Source organism: Paucibacter sp. M5-1 (genome assembly GCF_027498415.2).
Classification (GTDB): Bacteria; Pseudomonadota; Gammaproteobacteria; order Burkholderiales; family Burkholderiaceae_C; genus Roseateles_E.
In genome coordinates this window covers 4917868-4939886 of the sequence record NZ_JAPZLM020000001.1, presented here as the reverse complement: position 1 = coordinate 4939886, position 22019 = coordinate 4917868, and the positions used below count along the sequence as shown (strand labels likewise).

At 67.6% G+C, this 22019-nt stretch carries 24 protein-coding genes; 7 read left to right on the top strand and 17 right to left on the bottom strand.

What is annotated here, in order from left to right; genetic code table 11:
- Genes O5M90_RS23495 through O5M90_RS23485 form a run of 3 tightly spaced genes read right to left on the bottom strand, consistent with a single transcriptional unit; the run spans position 1 to position 2358 of the window.
- The gene (locus O5M90_RS23495) at positions 1 to 462 is read right to left on the bottom strand and encodes a DUF3429 domain-containing protein (RefSeq protein ID WP_440402375.1); all 462 of its coding nucleotides are present in this window, start codon (positions 460 to 462) and stop codon (positions 1 to 3) included.
- A gap of 38 nt (positions 463 to 500) precedes the next feature.
- Positions 501 to 1220, bottom strand: coding sequence for a DsbC family protein (locus O5M90_RS23490; RefSeq protein WP_137943088.1), 720 nt, complete (start codon positions 1218 to 1220; stop codon positions 501 to 503).
- 25 nt (positions 1221 to 1245) lie between these two features.
- The gene (locus O5M90_RS23485; protein WP_269837888.1) at positions 1246 to 2358 is read right to left on the bottom strand and encodes an FAD-dependent monooxygenase; all 1113 of its coding nucleotides are present in this window, start codon (positions 2356 to 2358) and stop codon (positions 1246 to 1248) included.
- 85 nt (positions 2359 to 2443) lie between these two features.
- Between O5M90_RS23485 and ychF the strand changes: the two genes are divergently transcribed.
- From ychF to rpoH, 4 genes are all read left to right on the top strand, one after another.
- Positions 2444 to 3535 (top strand): redox-regulated ATPase YchF, encoded by a 1092-nt coding sequence (ychF, locus tag O5M90_RS23480; protein WP_262971168.1) that lies wholly within the window; start codon positions 2444 to 2446, stop codon positions 3533 to 3535.
- Positions 3536 to 3593: 58 nt separating this feature from the next.
- Positions 3594 to 6767, top strand: a complete 3174-nt coding sequence (locus tag O5M90_RS23475) for a CHASE domain-containing protein (RefSeq protein WP_269837890.1) — start codon at positions 3594 to 3596, stop codon at positions 6765 to 6767.
- Positions 6768 to 6804: 37 nt separating this feature from the next.
- Positions 6805 to 7311 carry a chemotaxis protein CheW gene (locus O5M90_RS23470; RefSeq protein WP_262971170.1) on the top strand — a complete coding sequence of 169 codons (507 nt, stop codon included), beginning with the start codon at positions 6805 to 6807 and terminating at the stop codon, positions 7309 to 7311.
- A 151-nt stretch (positions 7312 to 7462) separates the two neighbouring features.
- Positions 7463 to 8380 carry an RNA polymerase sigma factor RpoH gene (rpoH, locus tag O5M90_RS23465; protein ID WP_137943113.1) on the top strand — a complete coding sequence of 306 codons (918 nt, stop codon included), beginning with the start codon at positions 7463 to 7465 and terminating at the stop codon, positions 8378 to 8380.
- A 51-nt stretch (positions 8381 to 8431) separates the two neighbouring features.
- Here rpoH and O5M90_RS23460 read toward each other — a convergent pair whose 3' ends face one another.
- Genes O5M90_RS23460 through O5M90_RS23440 form a run of 5 tightly spaced genes read right to left on the bottom strand, consistent with a single transcriptional unit; the run spans position 8432 to position 12443 of the window.
- The gene (locus O5M90_RS23460) at positions 8432 to 9049 is read right to left on the bottom strand and encodes an SCO family protein (RefSeq protein WP_269837891.1); all 618 of its coding nucleotides are present in this window, start codon (positions 9047 to 9049) and stop codon (positions 8432 to 8434) included.
- On the bottom strand, positions 9046 to 9957 hold the full coding sequence (cyoE, locus tag O5M90_RS23455) for a heme o synthase (protein ID WP_269837892.1): 912 nt from the start codon (positions 9955 to 9957) through the stop codon (positions 9046 to 9048). Before cyoE ends, O5M90_RS23460 begins: the two co-directional genes overlap by 4 nt.
- On the bottom strand, positions 9954 to 11060 hold the full coding sequence (locus tag O5M90_RS23450; protein ID WP_269837893.1) for a COX15/CtaA family protein: 1107 nt from the start codon (positions 11058 to 11060) through the stop codon (positions 9954 to 9956). The genes cyoE and O5M90_RS23450 overlap by 4 nt, the downstream gene beginning before the upstream one ends.
- On the bottom strand, positions 11060 to 11704 hold the full coding sequence (locus O5M90_RS23445; RefSeq protein WP_262971173.1) for an SCO family protein: 645 nt from the start codon (positions 11702 to 11704) through the stop codon (positions 11060 to 11062). The genes O5M90_RS23450 and O5M90_RS23445 overlap by 1 nt, the downstream gene beginning before the upstream one ends.
- Before the next feature lie 16 nt (positions 11705 to 11720).
- Entirely contained in the window at positions 11721 to 12443 is a 723-nt protein-coding gene (locus O5M90_RS23440) for an SURF1 family protein (RefSeq protein WP_440402374.1), read from the bottom strand.
- Between the two features lie 42 nt (positions 12444 to 12485).
- On the opposite strand from O5M90_RS23440, the gene O5M90_RS23435 reads away from it, so the two are divergent.
- Positions 12486 to 12698, top strand: coding sequence for a DUF2909 domain-containing protein (locus O5M90_RS23435; protein ID WP_137943119.1), 213 nt, complete (start codon positions 12486 to 12488; stop codon positions 12696 to 12698).
- A 75-nt stretch (positions 12699 to 12773) separates the two neighbouring features.
- Here O5M90_RS23435 and O5M90_RS23430 read toward each other — a convergent pair whose 3' ends face one another.
- The 7 genes from O5M90_RS23430 to O5M90_RS23400 all read right to left on the bottom strand — a co-directional run bounded on the left by O5M90_RS23430 (position 12774) and on the right by O5M90_RS23400 (position 18729).
- Complete coding sequence (locus O5M90_RS23430) at positions 12774 to 13658, bottom strand: cytochrome c oxidase subunit 3 (RefSeq protein ID WP_137943120.1); 885 nt, start codon at positions 13656 to 13658, stop codon at positions 12774 to 12776.
- Positions 13659 to 13701: 43 nt separating this feature from the next.
- Complete coding sequence (locus O5M90_RS23425) at positions 13702 to 13941, bottom strand: DUF2970 domain-containing protein (protein ID WP_266004327.1); 240 nt, start codon at positions 13939 to 13941, stop codon at positions 13702 to 13704.
- On the bottom strand, positions 13938 to 14543 hold the full coding sequence (locus O5M90_RS23420) for a cytochrome c oxidase assembly protein (protein WP_269837895.1): 606 nt from the start codon (positions 14541 to 14543) through the stop codon (positions 13938 to 13940). The genes O5M90_RS23425 and O5M90_RS23420 overlap by 4 nt, the downstream gene beginning before the upstream one ends.
- A gap of 7 nt (positions 14544 to 14550) precedes the next feature.
- The gene (locus O5M90_RS23415) at positions 14551 to 14664 is read right to left on the bottom strand and encodes a cytochrome oxidase small assembly protein (RefSeq protein ID WP_262971178.1); all 114 of its coding nucleotides are present in this window, start codon (positions 14662 to 14664) and stop codon (positions 14551 to 14553) included.
- A 10-nt stretch (positions 14665 to 14674) separates the two neighbouring features.
- Positions 14675 to 16297 (bottom strand): cytochrome c oxidase subunit I, encoded by a 1623-nt coding sequence (gene ctaD / locus O5M90_RS23410; protein ID WP_269837896.1) that lies wholly within the window; start codon positions 16295 to 16297, stop codon positions 14675 to 14677.
- A gap of 28 nt (positions 16298 to 16325) precedes the next feature.
- Positions 16326 to 17504, bottom strand: coding sequence for a cytochrome c oxidase subunit II (gene coxB, locus O5M90_RS23405; RefSeq protein ID WP_440402525.1), 1179 nt, complete (start codon positions 17502 to 17504; stop codon positions 16326 to 16328).
- A 301-nt stretch (positions 17505 to 17805) separates the two neighbouring features.
- Positions 17806 to 18729 (bottom strand): biotin synthase, encoded by a 924-nt coding sequence (locus O5M90_RS23400; protein ID WP_269837898.1) that lies wholly within the window; start codon positions 18727 to 18729, stop codon positions 17806 to 17808.
- 21 nt (positions 18730 to 18750) lie between these two features.
- Between O5M90_RS23400 and O5M90_RS23395 the strand changes: the two genes are divergently transcribed.
- Positions 18751 to 19497, top strand: coding sequence for a ComF family protein (locus tag O5M90_RS23395; RefSeq protein WP_269837899.1), 747 nt, complete (start codon positions 18751 to 18753; stop codon positions 19495 to 19497).
- 13 nt (positions 19498 to 19510) lie between these two features.
- Positions 19511 to 19981, top strand: a complete 471-nt coding sequence (gene trmL, locus O5M90_RS23390; protein WP_269837900.1) for a tRNA (uridine(34)/cytosine(34)/5-carboxymethylaminomethyluridine(34)-2'-O)-methyltransferase TrmL — start codon at positions 19511 to 19513, stop codon at positions 19979 to 19981.
- Here the strand turns inward: trmL and O5M90_RS23385 are convergent, their stop codons facing one another.
- Both O5M90_RS23385 and O5M90_RS23380 read right to left on the bottom strand, forming a co-directional pair.
- Positions 19982 to 20944, bottom strand: a complete 963-nt coding sequence (locus O5M90_RS23385; protein ID WP_269837901.1) for a Bug family tripartite tricarboxylate transporter substrate binding protein — start codon at positions 20942 to 20944, stop codon at positions 19982 to 19984.
- A 17-nt stretch (positions 20945 to 20961) separates the two neighbouring features.
- Complete coding sequence (locus O5M90_RS23380) at positions 20962 to 21969, bottom strand: NAD(P)H-dependent glycerol-3-phosphate dehydrogenase (RefSeq protein WP_262971183.1); 1008 nt, start codon at positions 21967 to 21969, stop codon at positions 20962 to 20964.
- Positions 21970 to 22019 lie beyond the last annotated feature (50 nt).

Genomic DNA, 22019 nt, shown 5'->3' with positions numbered 1-22019 from the left:
TCAGCTGCCCGCAGCACCCAGGAAGCAGCACAGGCCGGCGATCGCACTGAGGCGGAATCGCAAGGTCAGCCAGGCACCGGCGCCCAGGGCCGGGTAACAGCGCCGGTCGACCAGATAGCAGGCCACCAGCATCACCCCATGCACGACCAGGCCCGCATAGGCCGGCATCACCACCGCCACCCAGGCCAGCAGCGAGGGCACGACGCCCCAGACAAAGGGCTGCGGCGACGGGATCTGCTGCCTAAAACCCAGGCCCCAGTGAATGCCGCCCAGAAAGGACACGATCACGGCGGCATAGGCCGACAGCCCCAGCGCCGCGAAAGCATGGGCGTCGGCATTGAAGCCGGCCAGCAGCCAGACCAGGGCGGCGCCCAGCACAAAGGGGATCAGCCCGGCATAGGCCAGCCGCTGGGCCAGCGGGTTCAGGGGCAAGGGGGGGCTGGCGCTCGCGGCAGCAGGCATGCGTCGCTCCGAAATGGCGAAAGAGTCAGGAAAGAGGGTCAGGACTTGCTGGCCGCCAGGCGGCGCTCCAGCTGCTCGGCGCTGATCGCGCCCGGGGCGCGGCTGCCGTCCTCGAAGATCACGGCCGGCGTGCCGTTGACCTGGTGCTTGCGTGCCAGCGCCAGATTGCGCTCGATGGCGGCGTCGTCGCAGCTGGCAGCGGGCTTGGGCGGCGTCTTGCCCTCCAGCATCCAGGCCATCCAGGTCGCGGTGCTGTCCTTGGCACACCAGATCGCGCGCGACTTGTCCGGCGAATCGCCGCCCAGGATGGGAATCAGGAAGGTGTAGACGGTGATGTCCTTGACGTCCTGCAGGCTGCGCTCGAAGCGCTTGCAATAGCCGCAGTTCGGATCGGCGAAGACGGCGATGCGGCGCTTGCCATTGCCGCTCTTCCAGACCACCGCGTCCTTCAGCGGCAGCGCGGCGAAATCGATCTGGTTGAGCTTGTCGACCCGTTCGGCGGTCAGATTGCGGGCCGGGCGCGACTTCACATCGATCAGCTCACCCTCGATCAGATAGCTGCCGGTCGGGTCGGTGTAGCGGATCTCGTTGCCGATGCGGATCTCCCACAGGCCAGGAAACGCGGCGGCGCGCACCTCGTCGATCTTGGGCAGATTGGGCAGGCGCTCGGTCAGGTTCTTGCGGATCACCGCCTCATTGGCCTGGGCCAGCGGCGCACACAGCAACAGGGCCAGGCCCAGCGATTTCATCTTCAGCATCGGGACATCCTCGATTCAATGTGATTCACAGACCCAGCGCGCGCGACGTCAGCCAGCGCTTGACGGGCGGCAGCCGGTTCAGCAGGCCCATGCCCTGGTTGCGCAGTCCGCGCAGGGCCGGGGCCTCGCTGGCAAAAACGCGCAGCAGGCCATCGGTCAGCTCGCCCATGGCCCAGGTCGGCGCGGCCCGCTCGCGTGCATAGCGGCGCAGCAGGCGCTCGTCGGACACGGCCCGCCAGCTCTCGCGCTGCCGCAGCACCCGGGCCAGCGCCGTGACATCGGCCAGGCCCAGATTCAGGCCCTGGCCAGCCAGCGGGTGGACCAGGTGGGCGGCGTCACCCAGCAGCACCCAGCCGGGCCCGCTGACCGCCTCGGCCCGCGCCAGCGCCAGCGGCCAGGCGGCGCGCGCGCCGCTCAGGCGCAGCGCTCCGGCCTCCCCGGCCGTGGCCGCCATCAAGGCTTGTTCGAACTCGGCATCGCTGGCCGCCAGCAATTCGGCCGCATGGGCCTCGGGCAGCGACCACACCAGGCCGTAAGAGCGGGCCGGCGCCGGCCGCTCGAAGGGCAGCAGGGCCAGCACATCGGGTGAGCGGAACCATTGCCGCGCGACCCCCTGGTGCGGCCGGTCCGCGACCAGGCGGGCCGCGATCGCATGGTGTCCATAGGCCTGCTTGTCAAAGTGCACGCCTAAAGCGGCGCGGCCGGCCGAGTCGCGCCCCTCGCACAAGGCCTGCAGCTCGGCCGGCACCGGCTGGCTCACGCGCCGTACATGGGGCGCAAAGCCGACCGCCACGCCAAGCTGCTGATCCAGCGCACCGGCATCGACGATATAGGCCAGCTCGCGCACGCCCTGCTGCCAGGCCGAGAACGCCAGCTGGCCGGCCGCCTGATCGCCCTGCACCTGCATTTCATAGACCGGGCTGATGGCATCCGGCGGCAGCGCGTCCCAGACCCTGAGCTCGCGCAGCAGGGCCACCGAGGCGGCATTCAAGGCATAGGTGCGCAAATCGTCATCACGCGGCGCGGCCGGCGGGGAACTCCCGAGCAAGGCCACGCGCAGCCCCTGGGCGCCCAGCGCCAGCGCCAAAGCCCGGCCTACACAGCCCTCACCACGCACCAGGATGTCGACTCTTTCCATGGCGCGCATTGTAGGAGGCGCCGGCGCGGCGGCCGGGGCGATTAAAATGCCCGTTTTGCCATCCGGCCCCAGCGAAAGTTCCCCCATGAGCCTCAAATGCGGCATCGTGGGCCTGCCCAATGTGGGCAAGTCCACCCTGTTCAACGCCCTGACCAAGGCCGGCATCGCCGCCGAGAACTACCCCTTCTGCACCATCGAGCCCAATGTGGGCATCGTGGAGCTGCCCGACCCGCGCCTGCAGCAGCTGGCCGAGATCGTCCAGCCCGAGCGCGTGGTGCCGGCCGTGGTCGAGTTTGTCGACATCGCCGGCCTGGTGGCGGGCGCCTCCAAGGGCGAAGGCCTGGGCAACAAGTTCCTCTCGCACATCCGCGAGACCGATGCCATCGTCAATGTGGTGCGCTGCTTCGAGGACGGCAATGTGGTCCACGTCAATGGCCGCGTCGACCCGATCTCCGACATCGAGGTGATCCAGACCGAACTCTGCCTGGCCGATATGGGCACGGTGGAAAAGAGCCTGCACCGCTACAACAAGGTGGCGCGCGCCGGCGACAAGGAGGCGATCGCGCTGGTCAAGGTGCTGGAGAAGTGCGAGGCCGCGCTCAATGAAGCCAAGCCGGTGCGCACCATCGATTTCAGCAAGGAAGAGCTGGTGCTGCTCAAGCCGCTGTGCCTGATCACCGCCAAGCCGGCGATGTTTGTGGCCAATGTGGCCGAGGACGGTTTCGACAACAACCCCTTCCTGGACCGCCTGAAGGAATACGCGGCCGCGCAGAACGGCCCGGTGGTGGCGATCTGCGCCAAGACCGAGGCCGAGCTGTCGGAGATGAGCGACGAGGACCGTGCGATGTTCCTGGCCGAGATGGGCCAGGAAGAGCCGGGCCTGAACCGCCTGATACGCGCCGGTTTCAGCCTGCTGGGCCTGCAGACCTATTTCACGGCCGGCGTCAAGGAAGTGCGCGCCTGGACCATCCACAAGGGCGACACCGGCCCGCAGGCCGCCGGCGTGATCCACACCGACTTCGAACGCGGCTATATCCGCGCCCAGACGATTGCTTTCGAGGACTTCATCCAGTTCAAGGGCGAGCAGGGCGCAAAGGACGCCGGCAAGATGCGGGCCGAGGGCAAGGAGTACGTCGTCAAGGATGGCGATGTGCTGAACTTCCTGTTCAACGTCTAAACCAAAGAAGCGGCATTGCGGCCACACCGGCCGCAAGCTCTGGGCTAGGATGGGGCGAATGCCGCGCCCTCATCGTCTGCTCACCAGTTGGCCCGTGCAGGCCCTGGCTTTGGCCCTGGCCTATGCGCTGCTGGGCCTGCTGACGGTCAAGCTGGCCATCCCTCCGAACTACGCTTCGCCGCTCTACCCCGGTGCCGGACTGGCGCTCGCTGCGGTGCTGTGCCTGGGCCGCAAGGTCGCGCCGGGAATCTGGCTAGGCTCCTTCGGCGTCAATCTGTGGCTGGGCCAGGACATCGGCCTGAACTCCCTGCTGGTGCCGGCCGTGGCCGGGGCCGGCGCGACGCTGCAAGCCCTCGCGGGGGCCTGGCTGGTCGGGCGCTGGGTCAGCCAGCCGCTGACGCTGTCGGAGCCGCGCGACCTGGCGCGCTTTTATCTGCTCGGCGCCGGCCTGGCCTGCGTGGTCAGCGCCAGCTGCGGCACTGCCGCCCTGCTGCTGGTCGGCGCCATCGCCCCTGCCGATTTGGGCGCCAACTGGGCGTCCTGGTGGCTGGGCGACACGGTGGGTGTGCTGATCGGCGCGCCCGTGGCCCTGACCCTGCTGGCGCAGCCGCGCAGCGCCTGGGCGCCGCGCCGGCTCAGCGTCGGCCTGCCGCTGTTGATCGCGACCCTGCTGATGGCCCTGGCCACGCTGAAGGTCAGCGAATGGGACGCCCACCGCGAGCGCAGCAATTTCGAACGCGAGGCCGCCGCCGCCGCCAGCGCGCTGGAGACCGCGCTGCGCGAGCCGCTGGGCGCGCTGGAGGCCATGCATGGGCTGCTGCTGGTGGCGCCGCAGATCAGCCGCGCCGATTTCGAGCGCGGCAGCGCCGCCTACCTGCTGCCCGGCGGCAATCTGCTGGCCCTGGGCTGGGCCGCCGAGCTGGCACGCGCCGATGTCGCGGCCTTCGACCTGCAGGCCCGGGCCGACGGTCTGCCCGACTACCACGCCAAGGATCGCCAGCGGCCCGGCGACTTCAAGCCCGCGGCCGACGAGCCGATGCTGGCGATACGGCTGATCGAGCCGCTGGCGCGCAACGCACCGGCCCTGGGTGTCAATATCCGTTCGATCCCGGCCTCGCGCCTGGCCTTGCAGCGCGCCCAGCGCACCGCCCTGCCCTCGGCCACCGCCGGCTTTCAGCTCTCGCAGGACAGCGGCGTCTCGATCGGGGTGGTGGTCTACCAGTCTCTGTACTGGGGCCAGCCCAGCACCGAGGCGCTGCGCCGGCTGACACACCGCGGCGTGGTGTTCGCCACCATCCGACCCGATCTGCTGGTGCAGACCGTCTCGACCACGATGCCGGCCCATCTGCGGATCTGCCTGGTCGACACCGATCCGGCCGCCCCGCACCGGCGCCTGGCCGGCCCGGCCGGCTGCGAAACCCTGCCCGGCGCGGCGCTGCACACGCTGCGTCCGGTCAGCTTCGCCGGCCGCAACTGGGACATCGTGATCTACGCGCCGCAGGGCGGGCCGCGCGAGTCGGGCCGCAGCAGCTGGGCCTTCGCGATGGTGGGCCTGCTGTGCACCGCCTTGCTGGGGGCGCTGCTGCTGACCGTGACCGGCCGGGCGCGCCGCATTGCCGACCTGGTACGGGAGCGCACGGCCGAGCTGCAACACGAGGTCGGCGAGCGCGAACGTGCCTCGCGCGCGCTGATCGAGAGCGAACGACGCTTCCGCAATATCTTCGACAACGTGCCGATCGGCATCATCTTTGCCGACCTCGACGGCATGCCGCAGGAAGCCAACCCGCACATCTGCCGCATGCTGGGCTATACGGCCGAGGAGCTGCTCAGCCGGCGCAGCCTGGCCATCACCCATCCGGACGACCGCAGCGAAGACGTGCGCCTGGCCCGCCTGCTGCTGGCCGGCAAGATCGGCATGTACCGGCGTGAGAAGCGCTATCTGGCCAAGGACGGCCGCATCGTCCATGGCCGCGCGCTGGTCAGCCTGCTGCGCGACGCCAAGGGCGAGCCCTATCGGCTGGTCGGCGTGGTCGAGGACATTACCGACCAGCTGAAGATGCGTGAGCTCGAGCATGCCCGCGCGTTGGCCGAGGCGGCCAACCGGGCCAAAAACGAGTTCCTGTCACGCATGAGCCATGAGCTGCGCACGCCGCTGAACGCAATGCTGGGCTTCACCCAGCTGCTGGAGATGGACCGCACGCAACCGCTGTCGGAGCGCCAGCGCGGCTGGGCTGCCCAGGTCCAGCAGGCCGGCTGGCATCTGCTGGAGATGATCAATGACACGCTGGACCTGTCGCGCATCGAGTCGGGCTCGATGAAGCTGGATTTGCAGCGCCAGAACCTGGCCGAGCTGCTCGACGATGCGCTGGCGCTGATCGAGAAGCCGGCCGGCCAGCGCGGCATTGCCATCCACAAGGCGCTGGATCCGCAGGCGCTGCACGCGCTGGGTGACGCGACCCGAATCCGCCAGGTGCTGACCAATCTGCTCAGCAATGCCGTCAAGTACAACATCGAGGGCGGCAGCATCACCATCGGCACGCAGCGGGTCGATGCGCTGAGCGTCGAGCTCAGCGTCAGCGACACCGGCCTGGGACTCAGCCCGGCCCAGCTGGCCGCGCTGTTCCAGCCCTTCAATCGCCTGGGCCGCGAGCACAGCGGCACCGAGGGCACGGGCATCGGCCTGGTGATCTGCAAACGTCTGGCCGAGCTGATGGGCGGCGCCCTGACGGTCAGCAGCGTCGAGGGCCGGGGCTCGCGCTTCGCGCTGCGCCTGCCGGCCGCGACCGAGGCCGGCCCGGAGATCGGCGCCAGCGCGGCGCCGGTCGCCGAACCCGCGTATGCCGAGCCCCGGCGGGTGGTCTATATCGAGGACAACGCCACCAATGTCGAGGTGATGCGCGGCATCCTGGCACAGCGACGACAGATCCGGCTGGAGGTTCATGCCGATGGCCGCAGCGGCCTGGCCGCCGTGCTGGCCGATCCGCCCGATCTGCTGCTGCTGGACATGCAACTGCCCGACACCACCGGCCTGGCCCTGCTGCAGGCCTTGCGTGCCGCGCCGCAATGCGCGGCGCTGCCGGTGGTGGCGGTGTCGGCCAATGCCCTGCCCGACCATATCGAGCGCACCCGCGCCGCCGGGGCCCAGCACTACCTGACCAAGCCGGTCGAGGTGCGCGAGTTGCTGGATCTGCTGGACGAGTTGCTGGGCGGCATCGGGCCGCAGGCAAAATAAGAACTTCCCGCCAACCGTATTCAAGGTCCCGCCGCTCATGAGCTCCAACGCACTGGCCCCTGCCCCGTCCACCGCCCTGCTCGCCGCCGACGCCCGCTCCGCACGCGCCAGCGGCCAGTACCTGAGCTTTCGCATCAGCGCCGAGGAGTACGGCATCGACATCCTGAAAGTCCAGGAAATCCGCTCCTACGAGGCCCCGACCCGGGTCGCCAACGCACCGGCCTTTGTCAAGGGCGTGGTCAATCTGCGCGGCGTGATCGTGCCCATCGTCGACCTGCGCCTGCGCCTGGGCCAGGCGGCCGAGTACAGCAGCTTCACGGTCGTGATCGTGCTGAATGTCTGTAACCGGGTGGTCGGCATCGTCGTCGACTCGGTCTCCGACGTGCTGGAACTGAAGGCCGACGAGATCATGGCCGCCCCCGAAGTCGGCTCGGCGATCGATACCCGCTTCGTCACCGGCCTGGGCAAGGTGGCCGAACGCATGCTGATACTGCTGGACATCGAAGGCATGGTCGGCAGCCCGGATTTCGGCCTGATCGACTGAGGCCAAGCTCCCCATGTTAGTACCCGCTTACGCGGGGATTGTTCATGAATATGAACTGCAGCATTGACCCCAGCGGTTTAGCACTCTTTTGTGGGGAGTGCTAATATTGGCCCCGTTGGAGCCATGGGCTCCGTTTGGCTGAGGACATTCAATGACCACACCTACCGCACTGGCTGTTCGTGACCCCTGGGCTCTGCTGCCCTCGCTGGGCAATCTGGATGCCTACATCACGGCCGTGAACCGCCTGCCGATGCTGACCCCGGAGGAGGAGCTGTCCTTCTCGCGCCGCCTGCGCGAGCACGGCGACCTGGAGTCCGCCGGCCGCCTGGTGTTGTCGCATCTGCGTCTGGTCGTGTCGATCTCGCGCCAGTACGTCGGCTATGGCTTGCCGCAGGGCGACCTGATCCAGGAAGGCAATGTCGGCCTGATGAAGGCAGTCAAGCGCTACGACCCCGAGCAGGGCGTGCGCCTGGTCAGCTATGCCATGCACTGGATCAAGGCCGAGATCCACGAGTACATCCTGAAGAACTGGCGCATGGTCAAGGTCGCGACGACCAAGGCCCAGCGCAAGCTGTTCTTCAATCTGCGCTCGATGAAGCACAGCCTGAAGGAAGACGCGGCCGAGGGCCAGACGCACCGCAACACGCTGACCGAGGCCGAGCTCGAGCATGTGGCGCGTGAGCTCAACGTCAAGCGCGAGGAAGTGCTGGAGATGGAGACGCGGCTGTCGGGCGGCGATGTGGCGCTGGAACCGCAGACCGACGACGACGGCGAGAGCTTCGCGCCGATCGCCTATCTGGCCGACGACAGCCAGGAACCGACCCGGGTGCTGGAAGCCCAGGCACGCGACGACCTGGCCGGCAACGGCATCAGCCGCGCGCTGGCGGTGCTGGATGACCGCAGCCGCCGCATCGTCGAGGAGCGCTGGCTCAAGGTGAACGACGACAGCTCGGGCGGCATGACCCTGCACGAGCTGGCGGCCGAGTACGGCGTGTCGGCCGAGCGCATCCGCCAGATCGAGGTCGCGGCGATGAAGAAGATGCGCAAGGCGCTGGCCGAGCCGGCCTGAGCACCTTCACCGCCCCTTCAAAAAGCCCCTGCTCGCAGGGGCTTTTTTCATTCAGGCCTTCTCGGCCAGCAGCAGCTTCAGATCATCGGTCAGCGCCTGAGCGCCCGAGCCATAGCGCGAGAACACCCGCACCCGGCCTTGCGCATCGAACAGAAAGCTCGCGGCCGTGTGGTCCATCGTGTAGGAGCCCTCGGTCTTGCCCGGCACCTTGGCGTAATAGACCTTGAACTCCTTGGCCACCGCCTTGGTCTGCTCCTCGCTGCCGCGCAGCGCGACAAAGCTCGGGTCGAAGCTGGCCAGATAGGCTTTCAGCAGCGCCGCGGTATCGCGCTCCGGATCGACCGTGACAAAGATGCCCTGCACCCGCTCGCCGTCCGGGCCCAGCGCCTTCTTGACCTGGGCCAGCTCGGCCATCGTGGTCGGGCAGACATCGGGGCACTGCGTGAAGCCGAAGAACACCACCAGCACCTTGCCCTTGAAGTCGCCCAGCGTGCGGGGCTGGCCGTCCTGATCACTCAGATTGAGCTGGCGGGCATATTCAGCACCGGTCAGGTCCACGCCCTTGAAGGCCGGCTTGGCGGTGTTGCCGAAGCCGAGCTGGTCGCAGCCGGCCAGCAGCAGGGACGAAGAGACGGCGGCGAGACCGAGCAGGAGATGGCGTTTGTTCATGACAGCAGGGGCATCAGGTAGTGGTCCAGCAGCAGTGCGGCGAACAGCAGCGACAGATGCCAGATCGAGAAGCGGAAGGTGGCACGCGCAAGCTCGTCCGAGTAGTGGCGCCAGAGTTTCCAAGCATAGCCACAGAAGCCCAGGCCCAGCACGACGGCCGCCACCAGATAGATCCAGCCGCTCATGCCGGTCAGAAAGGGCAGCAAGGTCGCGGCCAGCAGGATCCAGGTGTAGAGCACCACCTGCAGCTTGGTGTAGTCGGCGCCATGGGTGACCGGCAGCATCGGCAGGCCGGCCTTCGCATAGTCCTCGGCGCGGTACAGGGCCAAGGCCCAGAAATGCGGCGGGGTCCACAGAAAGATGATCAGGCACAGCATCAGCGCCTCGGGGCCGACCTCGCCGCGCAGCGCCGCCCAGCCCAGCACCGGCGGCATCGCGCCGGAGGCGCCGCCGATCACGATGTTCTGCGGCGTCGCCGGCTTCAGTATCACCGTGTAGATCACCGCGTAGCCAACAAAGGTCGCAAAGGTCAGCCACATCGTCAGCGGGTTGACCCAGAACCACAGGATGGCCGAGCCCAGCGCACACAGCACGGCCGAGAACGTCAGCGTCTGCGCCCGGCTCAGCTGTCCCTTGGCAGTGGCGCGCCAGGCGGTGCGCTTCATCTTGGCGTCGATCTGCTCCTCGATCAGGCAGTTGAAGGCGGCCGCCGCGCCGGCCACCAGCCAGATGCCGGCGGTGGCCGCCAGCATCACACCCCATTGGGCGCTGCTGGGCATGCCGGGCACGGCCAGCGCCATGCCGATGACGGCGCAGAACACGATCAGCTGCACGACGCGGGGCTTGGTCAGCTGATAGAACTGCTGGAAGCGCGAGGCCGGCAGCGCGGAAGAGGAGGCTTGGGTCATGGCGAGGGTCGGGCCGCCTGAGACAGGCGTGCCAGCATAAAACTCAGCAGTGTCAACAAGGCGGCTGCGCCGCCGGTATGGGCCAGGGCCGCGACGATGGGCCAGTCCAGCACCACATTCGACAGCCCGCTGATCAGCTGCCAAACGGCAAGCAGCAGCAGGCGGTGCGACCAGCGGCGTGAATCGGCAGAACCACCACGCCACAAGCGCCATGCCAGCAGGCCCAGCACCGCGAAGACGATCAGCGCGCCGATGCGATGCACCATATGGATGGCGGTCAGGGCGGCAAAGGGCAGCCAGGCGCCGTCGGCCCCGACGCCCAGCTCGCGCCACAGCGTGAAGCCCTGCCCGAAGTCCATCGCCGGCCACCACTGGCCGGCATGGCATTGCGGGAAGGCGTCGCAGGCCAGGACCGCGTAATTGGTGCTGACCCAGCCGCCCAGCGCCACCTGGGCGATGGACAGTGCCAGCAGCAGCCAGGCCGCGCGCCGCAGGCCGCTGCTCAGCACCAGCGGCTTGTGCTGATAGCCCTGGGCCTGCCAGGCCAGCAGCATCAGCAAGCCCATGCCGCCCAGCAGATGCAGGGTCACGATGGCCGGGAACAGCTTCATCGTCACGGTCAGCGCGCCGAACGCGCCCTGCATGCAGACCCAAACCAGGGTCAGCGTGGCCCACCAGGGCGAGACCTGCAAGTTCTTGGCTCGCCAGCTCATGATGCACAGCACCAGGATCAGGAAGCCGACGCCGCTGGCCAGATAGCGGTGGATCATCTCGACCCAGGCCTTGCCATGCGTGACCGGGCCGGTCGGCATCGCGGTCTGCGCCGCATGGATCTCGTCCTTGGCGCCCAGGGGGCTGGCGCTGCCATAGCAGCCCGGCCAATCGGGGCAGCCCAGGCCCGAATCGCTCAGGCGCGTGAAGGCGCCGAAGATGACCAGGTCGAAGGTCAGGAACAGGGTCAGCAGGGTCAGCGCACGCAGGCGCTGCTGCGGCGTCGCGCCCTTGGAGCGCAGCGCCAGCCACAGCAGCGGGCCTGCGCCCAGCAGGGCACCGGCCAGCAGCAGCTGCCACAGAGGCGACAGATCGATCAGCTCGGTCCCCATCAGCGCCCCGGCTTGTCCCAGCTTGCGTTGGCCTTCAGCACGCGGTTCAGATCGTTCTTGAGCTTGCCGGGCACAGGATCGACCGGCGAGCGCAGCATCCATCGGCCCATCGGGTCGATCAGATAGAAGTGATCCTGCAAGACCTGACCCTGGGCCGGCTTGAGCCAGGCCTGCAGCTGCTCGCGCGGCGCGCGCAGCACGGTCACCGGCACGCCGGCCGCCAAGGCCTGCTGCAGCTCGGGGCGCAGCGGCGCGTCATCGGGAATCAGCAGCAGCTTGTCGACCTTGTCGCGCTCCTTGCCCAGCATCTCGCGCAGCTGGCGCTGCATATAGAGGCGGTCCTCGCAGGCCTTGGCGCAATTCGAGTCCTGCACCAGGGTCAGCAGCCACTGCCCCTTCAGCGACTCGGCCGCCACCGGCCGCCCGGCCAGATCGCGCAGCGCCAGCGCGGCCGGCAGCTCGACCGTCGGCTCGATCAGATCGCCGTAGGGCTTGCCACTGAGCTTGAGCACATAGAAGCTGAAGTAGGACGCGATCACCGGCGCTGCGCAGGCCAGCACCACCAGCAGCATGCTCAGCCGGCCGGCGCGGGTGCGCTGCTGGGCGGCCATCGCGCCCGGGTCGGGCAGGCTGTGCACGCTCATCGACAGGGGCTCGCTGTCAGGGCGAGCGGAGGCGGGGGCGGACGAGTTGGAACCAGACATAAAGACCCAGGAACAGCGCAGCGAGCGCAAACCATTGAAAGGCGTAACCGTAGTGCTTTTGCAGGCCAGCCTGCGGCACCGGCCAGTCGCGCAGCAGGCCGTCATCGGCCGCATCGGCCTGCTGGATGACCGTCAGCGGCAGCAGCGGCCGGCCGATCTCCTGCGCATAGGCAGCGGAGCTCAGATTTTGCCGGATCGCGCCGCTGGCCGGCGCCGGCAGCTCAAAGGCCCTCGATGGCGATGCCGCCAGGCGCCCGCTCACCTCGACCGGATCGGCGCTGCTGCGCAACGCCGGCACCTGCGCGAGCTGCCGCTCGTCGCGCGCCACCCAGCCGCGCTGCACCAGCACGGCCTCGGCCCGGTTCTCCAATTGCAAGGGCGTCAGCACATAAAAGCCGACCCGGCCATTCATGGGCCGGTTGTCGAGGAATACCGTCCGGTCGGCCAGCCAGCGCCCGCGCAGCAACACCCGGCGATGCAGCTGGCCCTCGGCCTGTGCCGGCGCAACGGCCAGCTCGGCCGCCGCCAGCGGCGGCAGCGCCCCGCGCTGATCGAGCGCGGCCTGCCAGGCGCGCTTCTGCGCCGCCCGGTCCAGCTGCCAGAAACCCAGGCGCGCGGCCAGGCCCACCGCCAGCACGGCGGCCAGCAGCACGACCCAGCGACGGCCGGCCGCCGTCATGGCCTCCCCCCGCTGGACAGCCCGGTGGAATAATCAGCAGCCATGAAAACCGTTTTTCTGCTCGCCTTCATCGGCATCCTCGGCGCGCTGGCCGCTGCCGGCCTCTTCATGCTGCGCAACAGCGGGGGCAAGCCGCGCGGGATGGCACGTGCGCTAGCCGTGCGGGTGGGCGTGTCGGTGGCGCTGTTCCTGTTCATTCTGCTGAGCTACTACATGGGCTGGATTCAACCGACCGGGGTGCCGCTGACACGCTGACGGCCACGCCAGCAAGCAATGAAAAAGCGCCGCTGCTAGCGGCGCTTTCATTTCAGCGCGAGGCCGCGCCCATCATCACATCCAGTAGACGACGACGTACAGGCCCAGCCACACGACGTCGACGAAGTGCCAGTACCAGGCCGCGCCCTCGAAACCGAAGTGGCGGTCCTTGGTGAAGTGGCCCTTGTGCAGGCGCAGCGTGATGAACAGCAGCATCAGCATGCCGACGAACACATGGAAACCGTGGAAGCCGGTCAGCATGAAGAAGGTCGAGCCGAACACGCCGGAGCTGAGCTTGAGGTTCAGGTCGCGGTAGGCATGCATGTACTCGTAGCCCTGCACGAACAGGAAGACGATGCCCAGCAGCACGGTGGCCCACATGAAGGCGATGGTCTTGCCGCGCTTGCCGTCCAGCATCGCGTGGTGAGCGATCGTCAGCGTCACGCCCGAGGTCAGCAGCAAGGCGGTGTTGATGGTCGGCAGCGGCCAGGGACCCATGGTCTGGAAGGGCTCGACGATGCCGGCCGGCGATGCCGTCATGCCGGCCGCCACGCTGGGCCACAGGGCCTTGAAGTCAGGCCACAGCAGCGCATTCTCCAGGCTGCCCAGGCTCGGCACCGACTGGATGCGGGCCCAGTACAGCGCGCCGAAGAAGGCGGCGAAGAACATCACTTCGGAGAAGATGAACCAACCCATGCTCCAGCGGAAGGAGACATCGATGCGGTCGCTGTAGAGGCCGCTCTCGCTCTCGCGGATAGCGTCGCCGAACCACTGCGTCAGCACCACGGCCCACCACAGCAGGCCGAAGCCCAGCGAGTAGGCACCCCAGTCATGCCCGTTGATCCACTGGCCCGCGCCCAGGATCACGAAGAACAAGCCGATGGCTGCCATGACCGGATGCCGCGAGGGGCCGGGCACAAAGTAGTAGGGGGTCTTCCCCGCCGTGGTCGCTGCCGACATATTTTTCTCCTCGAACTTAATCTCTGTTCAGTTCCGCTGACTCTCAGGCGCCGGCCACACCGCTGCCGATCACCCAGTTGACCAGCAGCACCAGCACCAGCACAAACATCAGGGCCCCGATCACCCCGGCGATGATCACATGCACCGGATTGAGCTTGGCCACATCTTTTTCATAGTCGGCGCCGCGCCGCACACCGAAGAAGGCCCAGGCAATCGCCTTGACCGTCTGCAGGAACGAGGCCGGCCGCGCCGCCGCTTCTTTCAGATCCTGACCGGCTTTCACAGCTTGGCCTCCGGCTGCACCAGCGCCTGCTGCTGCCCCTTGCCCGCCACCTCGAAGAAGGTGTAGGACAGGGTGATGGTCTTGACGTCCTTGGGCAGCTTGGGATCGATCACGAAGGCCACCGGCCATGCCTTCTTCTCGCCCGGCTGCAGCGTGTACTCGTTGAAGCAGAAGCACTCCAGCTTGTTGAAGTGGGCCGTGGCCTGCTTCGGGGCATAGCTGGGAATCGCCTGCGCCGACATCGCGCGCGACTGGATGTTCTGGAACTCGTACATCACCGTGGTCAGCTCACCCGGATGCACCTCCAGATGCCTGACGGCCGGCTTGAAGTCCCAGGGGCCGCGCGCATTGGCGTCGAACTCGATGGTGATCTTGCGGCTGTAGTCGATCTGGCTGTTCTTGACATCCTCGGCGCGCAGCGCATGCTGACGCTCCGAGAGCGACAGCACATTGATGCCCAGCGCGGTGCAGATGGCGTTGTAGACCGGCACCAGCGCGTAGCCGAAGCCGAACATCAGCGCCACCACCAGGCTCAGCTTGCCGACCAACTGCAGATTGTCTCTGCGCAGCGCGGCGGCGAGCATGTCGAGGCGGCTTTTCATGGCGATCTCAGGCGCCCAGCATCAGGATCTTGGCCGTGAAGCCGATGGCGAACATCGCCGCCACCGAGGCCAGGATCAGGGCCAGGCGCAGATTCTTCCTGCGTTGCTCAGGCGAGTTCATCGTTCAGTCCTCAGCCAATCACCTTGGTGGCGCTGGCATTGAGCCTGGGCGGCTCCTCGAAGGTGTGGAACGGGGCCGGCGACGGCACTTCCCACTCCAGGCCTTCGGCGGCTTCCCAGGGCTTTTGCGGCGCCTTCTCACCCTTGCCGCGCATCATCGGCAGGACCACGAACAGGAAGAAGTAGACCTGCATGAAGCCGAAGCCGAAGGCACCGACCGAGGCAATCGCGTTGAAGTCGGCGTACTGCATCGAGTAGTCGGCATAGCGACGCGGCATGCCGGCCAGACCCAGGAAGTGCATCGGAAAGAAGGTGATGTTGAAGGTGATCAGCGAGCCCCAGAAGTGGATCTTGCCGCGGGTCTCCGAATACATCACACCGGTCCACTTCGGACCCCAGTAATAGACGCCGGCGAACATCGAGAACAGCGAGCCGGCCACCAGCACGTAGTGGAAGTGCGCGACGACGTAGTAGGTGTCCTGCACCTGGATGTCGATCGGCGCCATCGCCAGGATCAGGCCGGTGAAGCCGCCCATCGTGAACACGAAGATGAAGCCCACGGCCCACAGCATCGGGGTCTCGAAGGTCATCGAACCGCGCCACATCGTGGCCAGCCAGTTGAAGATCTTCACGCCGGTGGGCACCGCGATCAGCATGGTCGCGTACATGAAGAAGAGCTGGCCCGTCACCGGCATGCCGGTGGCGAACATATGGTGGGCCCAGACGATGAAGGACAGGATCGCGATCGAGGCGGTCGCGTACACCATCGAGGCGTAGCCGAACAGGCGCTTGCGGGCGAAGGCCGGCACGATCTGGCTGACGATGCCGAAGGCCGGCAAGATCATGATGTAGACCTCGGGGTGACCGAAGAACCAGAAGATGTGCTGGTACATGATCGGATCGCCGCCGCCGGCCGGATTGAAGAAGCTGGTGCCGAAGTGACGGTCGGTCAGCGTCATCGTGATCGCGCCGGCCAGCACGGGCATCACCGCGATCAGCAGGTAGGCGGTGATCAGCCAGGTCCAGGCGAACATCGGCATCTTCATCAAGGTCATGCCCGGAGCGCGCATGTTCAGGATGGTGACGATGATGTTGATCGAACCCATGATGGACGAGGCGCCGAGGATGTGCATCGCGAAGATGCCGGCATCCATAGACGGGCCCATCTGCAGCGTCAGCGGCGCATACAGCGTCCAGCCGGCGGCGGGGGCGCCGCCGGGCATGAAGAAGCTGGCGACCAGCATGATCGCGGCCGGAATCATCAGCCAGAAGCTGAAGTTGTTCATGCGCGCGAAGGCCATGTCCGACGCGCCGATCTGCAGCGGGATCATCCAGTTCGCGAAGCCGACGAAGGCCGGCATGATGGCGCCGAACACCATGATCAGGCCGTGCATCGTGGTGAACTGGTTGAACAGCTCGGGGTTCACGAACTGCAGGCCGGGCTGGAACAGCTCGGCACGGATGGCCAGGGCCAGCAGGCCGCCGATCATCAGCATCGTGAACGAGAACAGCAGGTACAGGGTCCCGATGTCCTTGTGGTTGGTGGCAAACACCCAGCGCCGCCAGCCCGTCGGGGCATGGTGGTCGTGATGGTCATGAACGTCGTGACCGTGATGGTCGAGCACTGCACTCATCTTGCTTTCCTTTTTTCGACGTCCGGGCTTACTTGCGAGCCGCCACGATTTCGGAGGGCTGAACGATCTGACCGGTCTTGTTGGTCCAGCTGTTCTTGGTGTAGGTGATCACGGCGGCGATCTCGGTGTCCGAGAGCTGTTTCCAGGCCGGCATCGCGCCGTTGGCAGCGCCGTTGAGCAGCACCGCGATCTGCTTGCCATGATCGGTATCCAGCACCAGCGGCGAGGCGTCCAGGCGCTTGATCGGGCCGGCGCCGGTGCCGTCGGCCTTGTGGCAGGCCGCGCAGTTGGCGTTGTAGACCTTCTCGCCGCGCGCCACCAGGGCCGCCAGCTCCCAGACCTTGCTCGGATCATCGGCCTTGGCGGCCAGCTTCTTCTTCTCGCCGTCCACCCACTTGCTGTAGTCCTCGGCCGAGACCACCTTGACGTGGATGGGCATGTAGGCGTGTTCCTTGCCGCACAGCTCGGCGCACTGGCCGTAGTAGTCGCCGATCTTCTCGGCGCGGAACCAGGTGTCGCGCACAAAGCCGGGGATCGCATCCTGCTTGACGCCGAAAGCCGGCACCATCCAGGCGTGGATCACGTCGTTGGCCGTCGTGATGATGCGCACCTTCTTGTTAACCGGCACGACCAGCGGGTTGTCGACCTTGAGCAGGTAGTTGTCGACGGCTTCGGGCTTGCCGGAGTCGGACATCTCGCGCTGCGTCGCGTCCAGCGTGGCCAGGAAGCCGATGCCCTCGCCCTCGCCCTTCAGATAGTCATAGCCCCATTTCCACTGGTAGCCGGTGGCCTTGATGGTCAGGTCGGCATTGGTGGTGTCCTTCATCGCGACGACCACCTTGGTGGCCGGCAGGGCCATCAGGATTACGATCACGAAGGGCACGACGGTCCAGGCGATCTCGACCTTGACGCTCTCGTGGAAGTTGGCCGACACCGCGCCCTTGGACTTGCGGTGCTTGAAGATCGAATAGAACATCACGCCGAACACGGCGAAGAAGATGACCAGGCAGATGACCAGCATGAAGTTGTGCAACCACATCTGTTCGGCAGCGATCTTGGTGACCGGCTCGTGCAGATTGATCTGGTTGACCTTGGGGCCACCTGGCAAGTCATTCACCGCCAAGGCCGCCTGGCTGGCCAGCGTGGCACCGGAGGCCAACGCCAGCTGGCTGATCTGGCGCCCCAGCTGATGCACTCGTGCGTTCATCATCGTCATGGTCGTCGCTTCTAGTTCAAATTCAACCCACGGACTTAGCGGCAGAGAACGCTGTCGTTCGCTGCCGCTACATCCTTCGCAATCTTCGCCTGAGACCAGGTCACGCCTATACGGGGCACAGCGGGCGCAAAACTTCGGTGTATCACTTCTTGCCCGCCACCGCGTCGCACAAGACGACTGACCTGAATCAACAAGGGACTCGGGCCAATATGGCTGGAACCTGATCGGCGGCGGATTTTAGCCTACGCCTCTGTCGGCCCTGTGGTCTTTGCGCGTCGCTGCGCAGCCCCACTCACGATTCCTTGCCCGCCCCGCGCACCATCGTGCGCATCTGATCCAGGGAAACCCGGGTCTCGGCCGCCATCTTGAGCTTGGGGACAGGTTTGAACGCATGGCCGTAGACCAGCTCCAGGCTCAGCTGCAGGCGCCCGTCCGGCCCGCGCAGACTCTCCAGGGCTTGCAGCAGCCGGCCGCGCCAGGCCCGCGAGCGCAGCCCGGCAAAGCGCGCCGGCGACAGATTGCCACCCAGCGCGCGCAGATCGGCCAGCAGCCGATCAGGTTCGCTCCAGGTCAGCGTGATGCGCTCCTGGTCCATCACCGGATCGGCAAAACCTGCCCCCACCAGCATGTCGCCGACATCGTGCATATCGATCCATTCCGGCCCCGGCAAACCCCAGCCCAGGGCCTCGTACAGCGGCCGCAGCTCGCGCAGGCTGTCCGGCCCCAGGCAGGAGAACATCACAAAGCCGTCCACCGCCAAGGCCCGGTGCCACAGCTTCAGCAGCGCTTCGGGGTCCGGGCTCAGATGCAGATACATATTGGCCCACAGCAGCTGGGCCACGCCCTCGCCCGCCTGCTGGGGCAGACTGACCGAGGGTTTGGCAGTGCCGCGCAAGACCTGCCACCAGCCCTTGTGCTGCGCCAGGCTGCGCTCACGCAGCGCGGGCACCGGCTCCACCAGCAGCTGGGCGGCCTGCGGATAGGCCTGGCGCAGGTCCTCACCACTGCCCCCGAGAAAAGCCGACCACTGCAGGACGCGCTCGGGCTGCAGCTTGATCACCGGCAGGCGCTCGGCCATGCGGCGCGAAATCTCGGCGTGCAGCCAGGGCGGATCATCGGCACGCGCCAGGCGGCGCAGGTGGTGGACCAGGGCCCGCGCATCGATCTGCTGGCGTTCGGGACGCCGGGCGTCGGTGGATTCATCGGGCGGGAACATGGGGCGGCAGTATATTGAGCCATGGACCGCCGCGCCCTGGCCTCTTCCAAACCCTCGCTGGTCGAGCGGGTGCTGATGCGCTGCCCCGGCCAATGCGCGGTATGCCGGGCCTGGTCGGCGCAGCGCGTCTGCGTCGACTGCCTGATGCGCTATGCCCGCCCGGTGCCACGCTGCTGGACCTGCGCGGCGCGGCTGCCGGCCGAGCTGACCGGCCACCCCGAACCCAAATGCGGCGCCTGCCTGCGCCATCCGCCGCCGCTGACGCGCTGCATCGCGGCGCTGGACTATGCCTTCCCCTGGGACGCGCTGCTGCAGCGCTACAAATTCCACCAGGCCCTGGACCTGCGCGAGACCCTGCTGGACCGGCTCGACCAGGCCCTGGCCAGCGCGCAGGCCGAGGAGCCCGACTGTGTGCTGCCGGTGCCCTTGTCGCGCGAACGCCTGCGCGAGCGCGGCTACAACCAGAGCCACGAGCTGGCCCGTGCGCTGGCCAAGCGCCGCAAACTGGTCTGCCACGCCCATCTGCTCTTGCGCGTGAGGGATACTGCGCATCAGCTCAATCTCCCTCCTGAGCAGCGCGCCGCGAACGTGAAGCATGCCTTCGCGATCGAACCCAAGCGAATGCGCGAGCTGCGCGGCTGCCATGTGGCCCTGGTCGACGATGTGATGACCACCGGCGCCACCCTGTTCGAGCTGGCCAGGCTGCTGCGCAAGGCCGGGGTCAGCCGGGTGCAGGCCTGGGTGGTGGCGCGCACCGCAGACAACTGATCAAGCTCTCCCCATGTTCAATATCGTCCTGGTCCAGCCGGAAATCCCGCCCAACACCGGCAACATCATCCGCCTGGCCGCCAACACCGGCTGCCACCTGCATCTGATCGAGCCGCTGGGCTTCTCGATGGAGGACAAGCTGCTGCAGCGCGCCGGGCTCGACTATCACGAGTACGCGCCGGTACTGCGCCATGCCGACTGGCAGGCCTTTCTCGACCAGGCAAGACCCGACCCCGCCCGGATGTTCGCGTTCACGACGCGCGGCAGCCGCCATTTCGGCGATGCGCAATGGCAGCCCGGCGACTGGCTGGTGTTCGGCTCCGAGACCGCCGGGCTGGCGCCGGCGCTGCGCGAGAGCTTTGCGCCCGAGCAGCGCCTGCGCCTGCCGATGCGGCCCGAGCAGCGCAGCCTCAACCTCAGCAACAGCGTCGCGGTGGCGGTGTTCGAGGCCTGGCGGCAGAACGGCTACGCAGGCGCGGCCTGACTACTCGGCGACCACTCCGGCCGCCTTGATCATCTGGCCCCAGCGCCCGCGCTCGCTCCTCATCAGCGCCGCCAGCGCATCCGACGTCGAGGCCGCCGCGCTGAAGTACTGGCTCAGCATCTTGCCGCGCACCTCGTCGCTCCTGATGATGCGCACCAGCTCGGTCGAGAGCCGCTGAACAATGGCCGCGGGCGTCCTGGCCGGTGCCAGCATGGCCTGCCAGGAGATCGCCTCGAAGCCGGCATAGCCCGACTCCGCCAGGGTCGGCAGCTCGGGCAGCGAGCCGACCCGGCCCGGGCTGGTGACTCCCAGCGCCTTCAGCTTGCCGGCCCGCACCTGGCCCATCGCGATGCCGGGCACCATGAAGCCGGCCTGCACCTGGCCAGCCAGGATCGCGTTGACCACCTGCGGAAAGCCCTGGTACGGCACATGGACCAGATCGATGCCGGCGCGCTGCTTGAAGCTCTCCATCGCCAGATGGGCGGCGCTGCCATTGCCGACGCTGCCGTAGTTCAGCTGGCCCTTGCGCTCCTTGGCGATACGCACGAAATCGGCCAGCGTGTGGGCGCCCAGCTTGGGGTCGACCACCAGCACATTCGGGCTGGTCGCAACCAGGCCTATCGGCTGCAGCTCCTTGACCGGGTCATAGGCCAGCTTGCTGCTCAGCAGTGGCGCCGTCACCAGCGGACCCTGGATCGTGAACAGCAAGGTGTAGCCATCGGGCTCGGCCTTGGCCACCGCGCCGGTACCGATATTGCCGCCGGCGCCGGGACGGTTGTCAATCACGACCGGCTGGCCCAGGCTGGCGGCCAGCGGCTCGGCGATCGCACGGGCGATGATGTCGGGCGAGCTGCCGCCCGGGAAGGGCACGACCAGCTTGATCGGGCGGCTGGGCCAGGCCTGGGCCAGCGCCGGCAAGGCCCATGAAGCGGCCGCAGCCTGCAAAAGATGACGGCGTTGCATGATGAGTGGATTCCTGTTCAGTGTTCGGGCCGCGCCTCGCGGCCCATCAGCAGCTCGACCGCCTCGACCGGGCTCAAACGCCCCTCCAGCACGGCCACGACCGCAGCGGTGATCGGCATGTCCACACCGGCGGCGGCGGCACGCGCCAGCACGGTCGGAGCGCTGTAGACGCCCTCGGCCACATGGCCCAGCTGCTGCAGGATCTGCGGCAGCGCCAGGCCTTCGGCCAGCAGCAGGCCGACGCGGCGGTTGCGCGACAGATCGCCGGTGGCGGTCAGCACCAGATCGCCGATGCCCGACAGCCCCATAAAGGTTTCGGTCCGTGCGCCCAGCGCCTGCCCCAGGCGCAGCATCTCGGCCAGGCCCCGGGTGATCAGCGCGGCGCGGGCGTTCAGGCCCGGCAGCAGATTGCCGGCCCCGGCGCGCTGGCCCAGGCCGTCGGCAATGCCTACCGCAATGGCCATCACGTTCTTGACCGCGCCGCCGACCTCGACGCCGACCGGATCGGCCGAGGTGTAGACGCGCAGCCGTTCGCTGTGAAAGGCATCGACCGCCAGCTGCGCCAGCGCCGCGTCGCCGCTGGCCGCGACCAGGGCAGTGGGCTGGCCGGCCGCGACCTCCTGCGCAAAGCTGGGACCCGACAGGATGCCCACGCGCAGGCGCGGCTGCACGGCGGCCGCGATCTGGTGTCCCAGCAGACCGGTGCCGGCCTCGAAGCCCTTGCACAGCCACAGCACGCCCGCACCATCGGGCAGCGCGGCCAGCATCTCGCGCAGACCGGCCATCGGTGTGGCGACGATCAGCAGGCCATCGCGACCATGGGCGATGGCCGCCGCCAGATCGGCGCTCAGCGCCAGGCCGTCGGGCAGGACGGTGTCGGGCAGGTAGCGCTGGTTGCGGCGGGTCGCGGCCATCTCGGCCACGGCGGCGCTGTCGCGCGCCCACAGCAGCACCTCGTGGCGCGCGGCAGCCTGGATGGCCAGCGCCGTGCCCCAGGCCCCGGCGCCCAATATCGTGATCTTCATGTCAGTGGATCTGAAATGCAAAAACGCCCCGGCTGCTGCTGCTGCTCGGG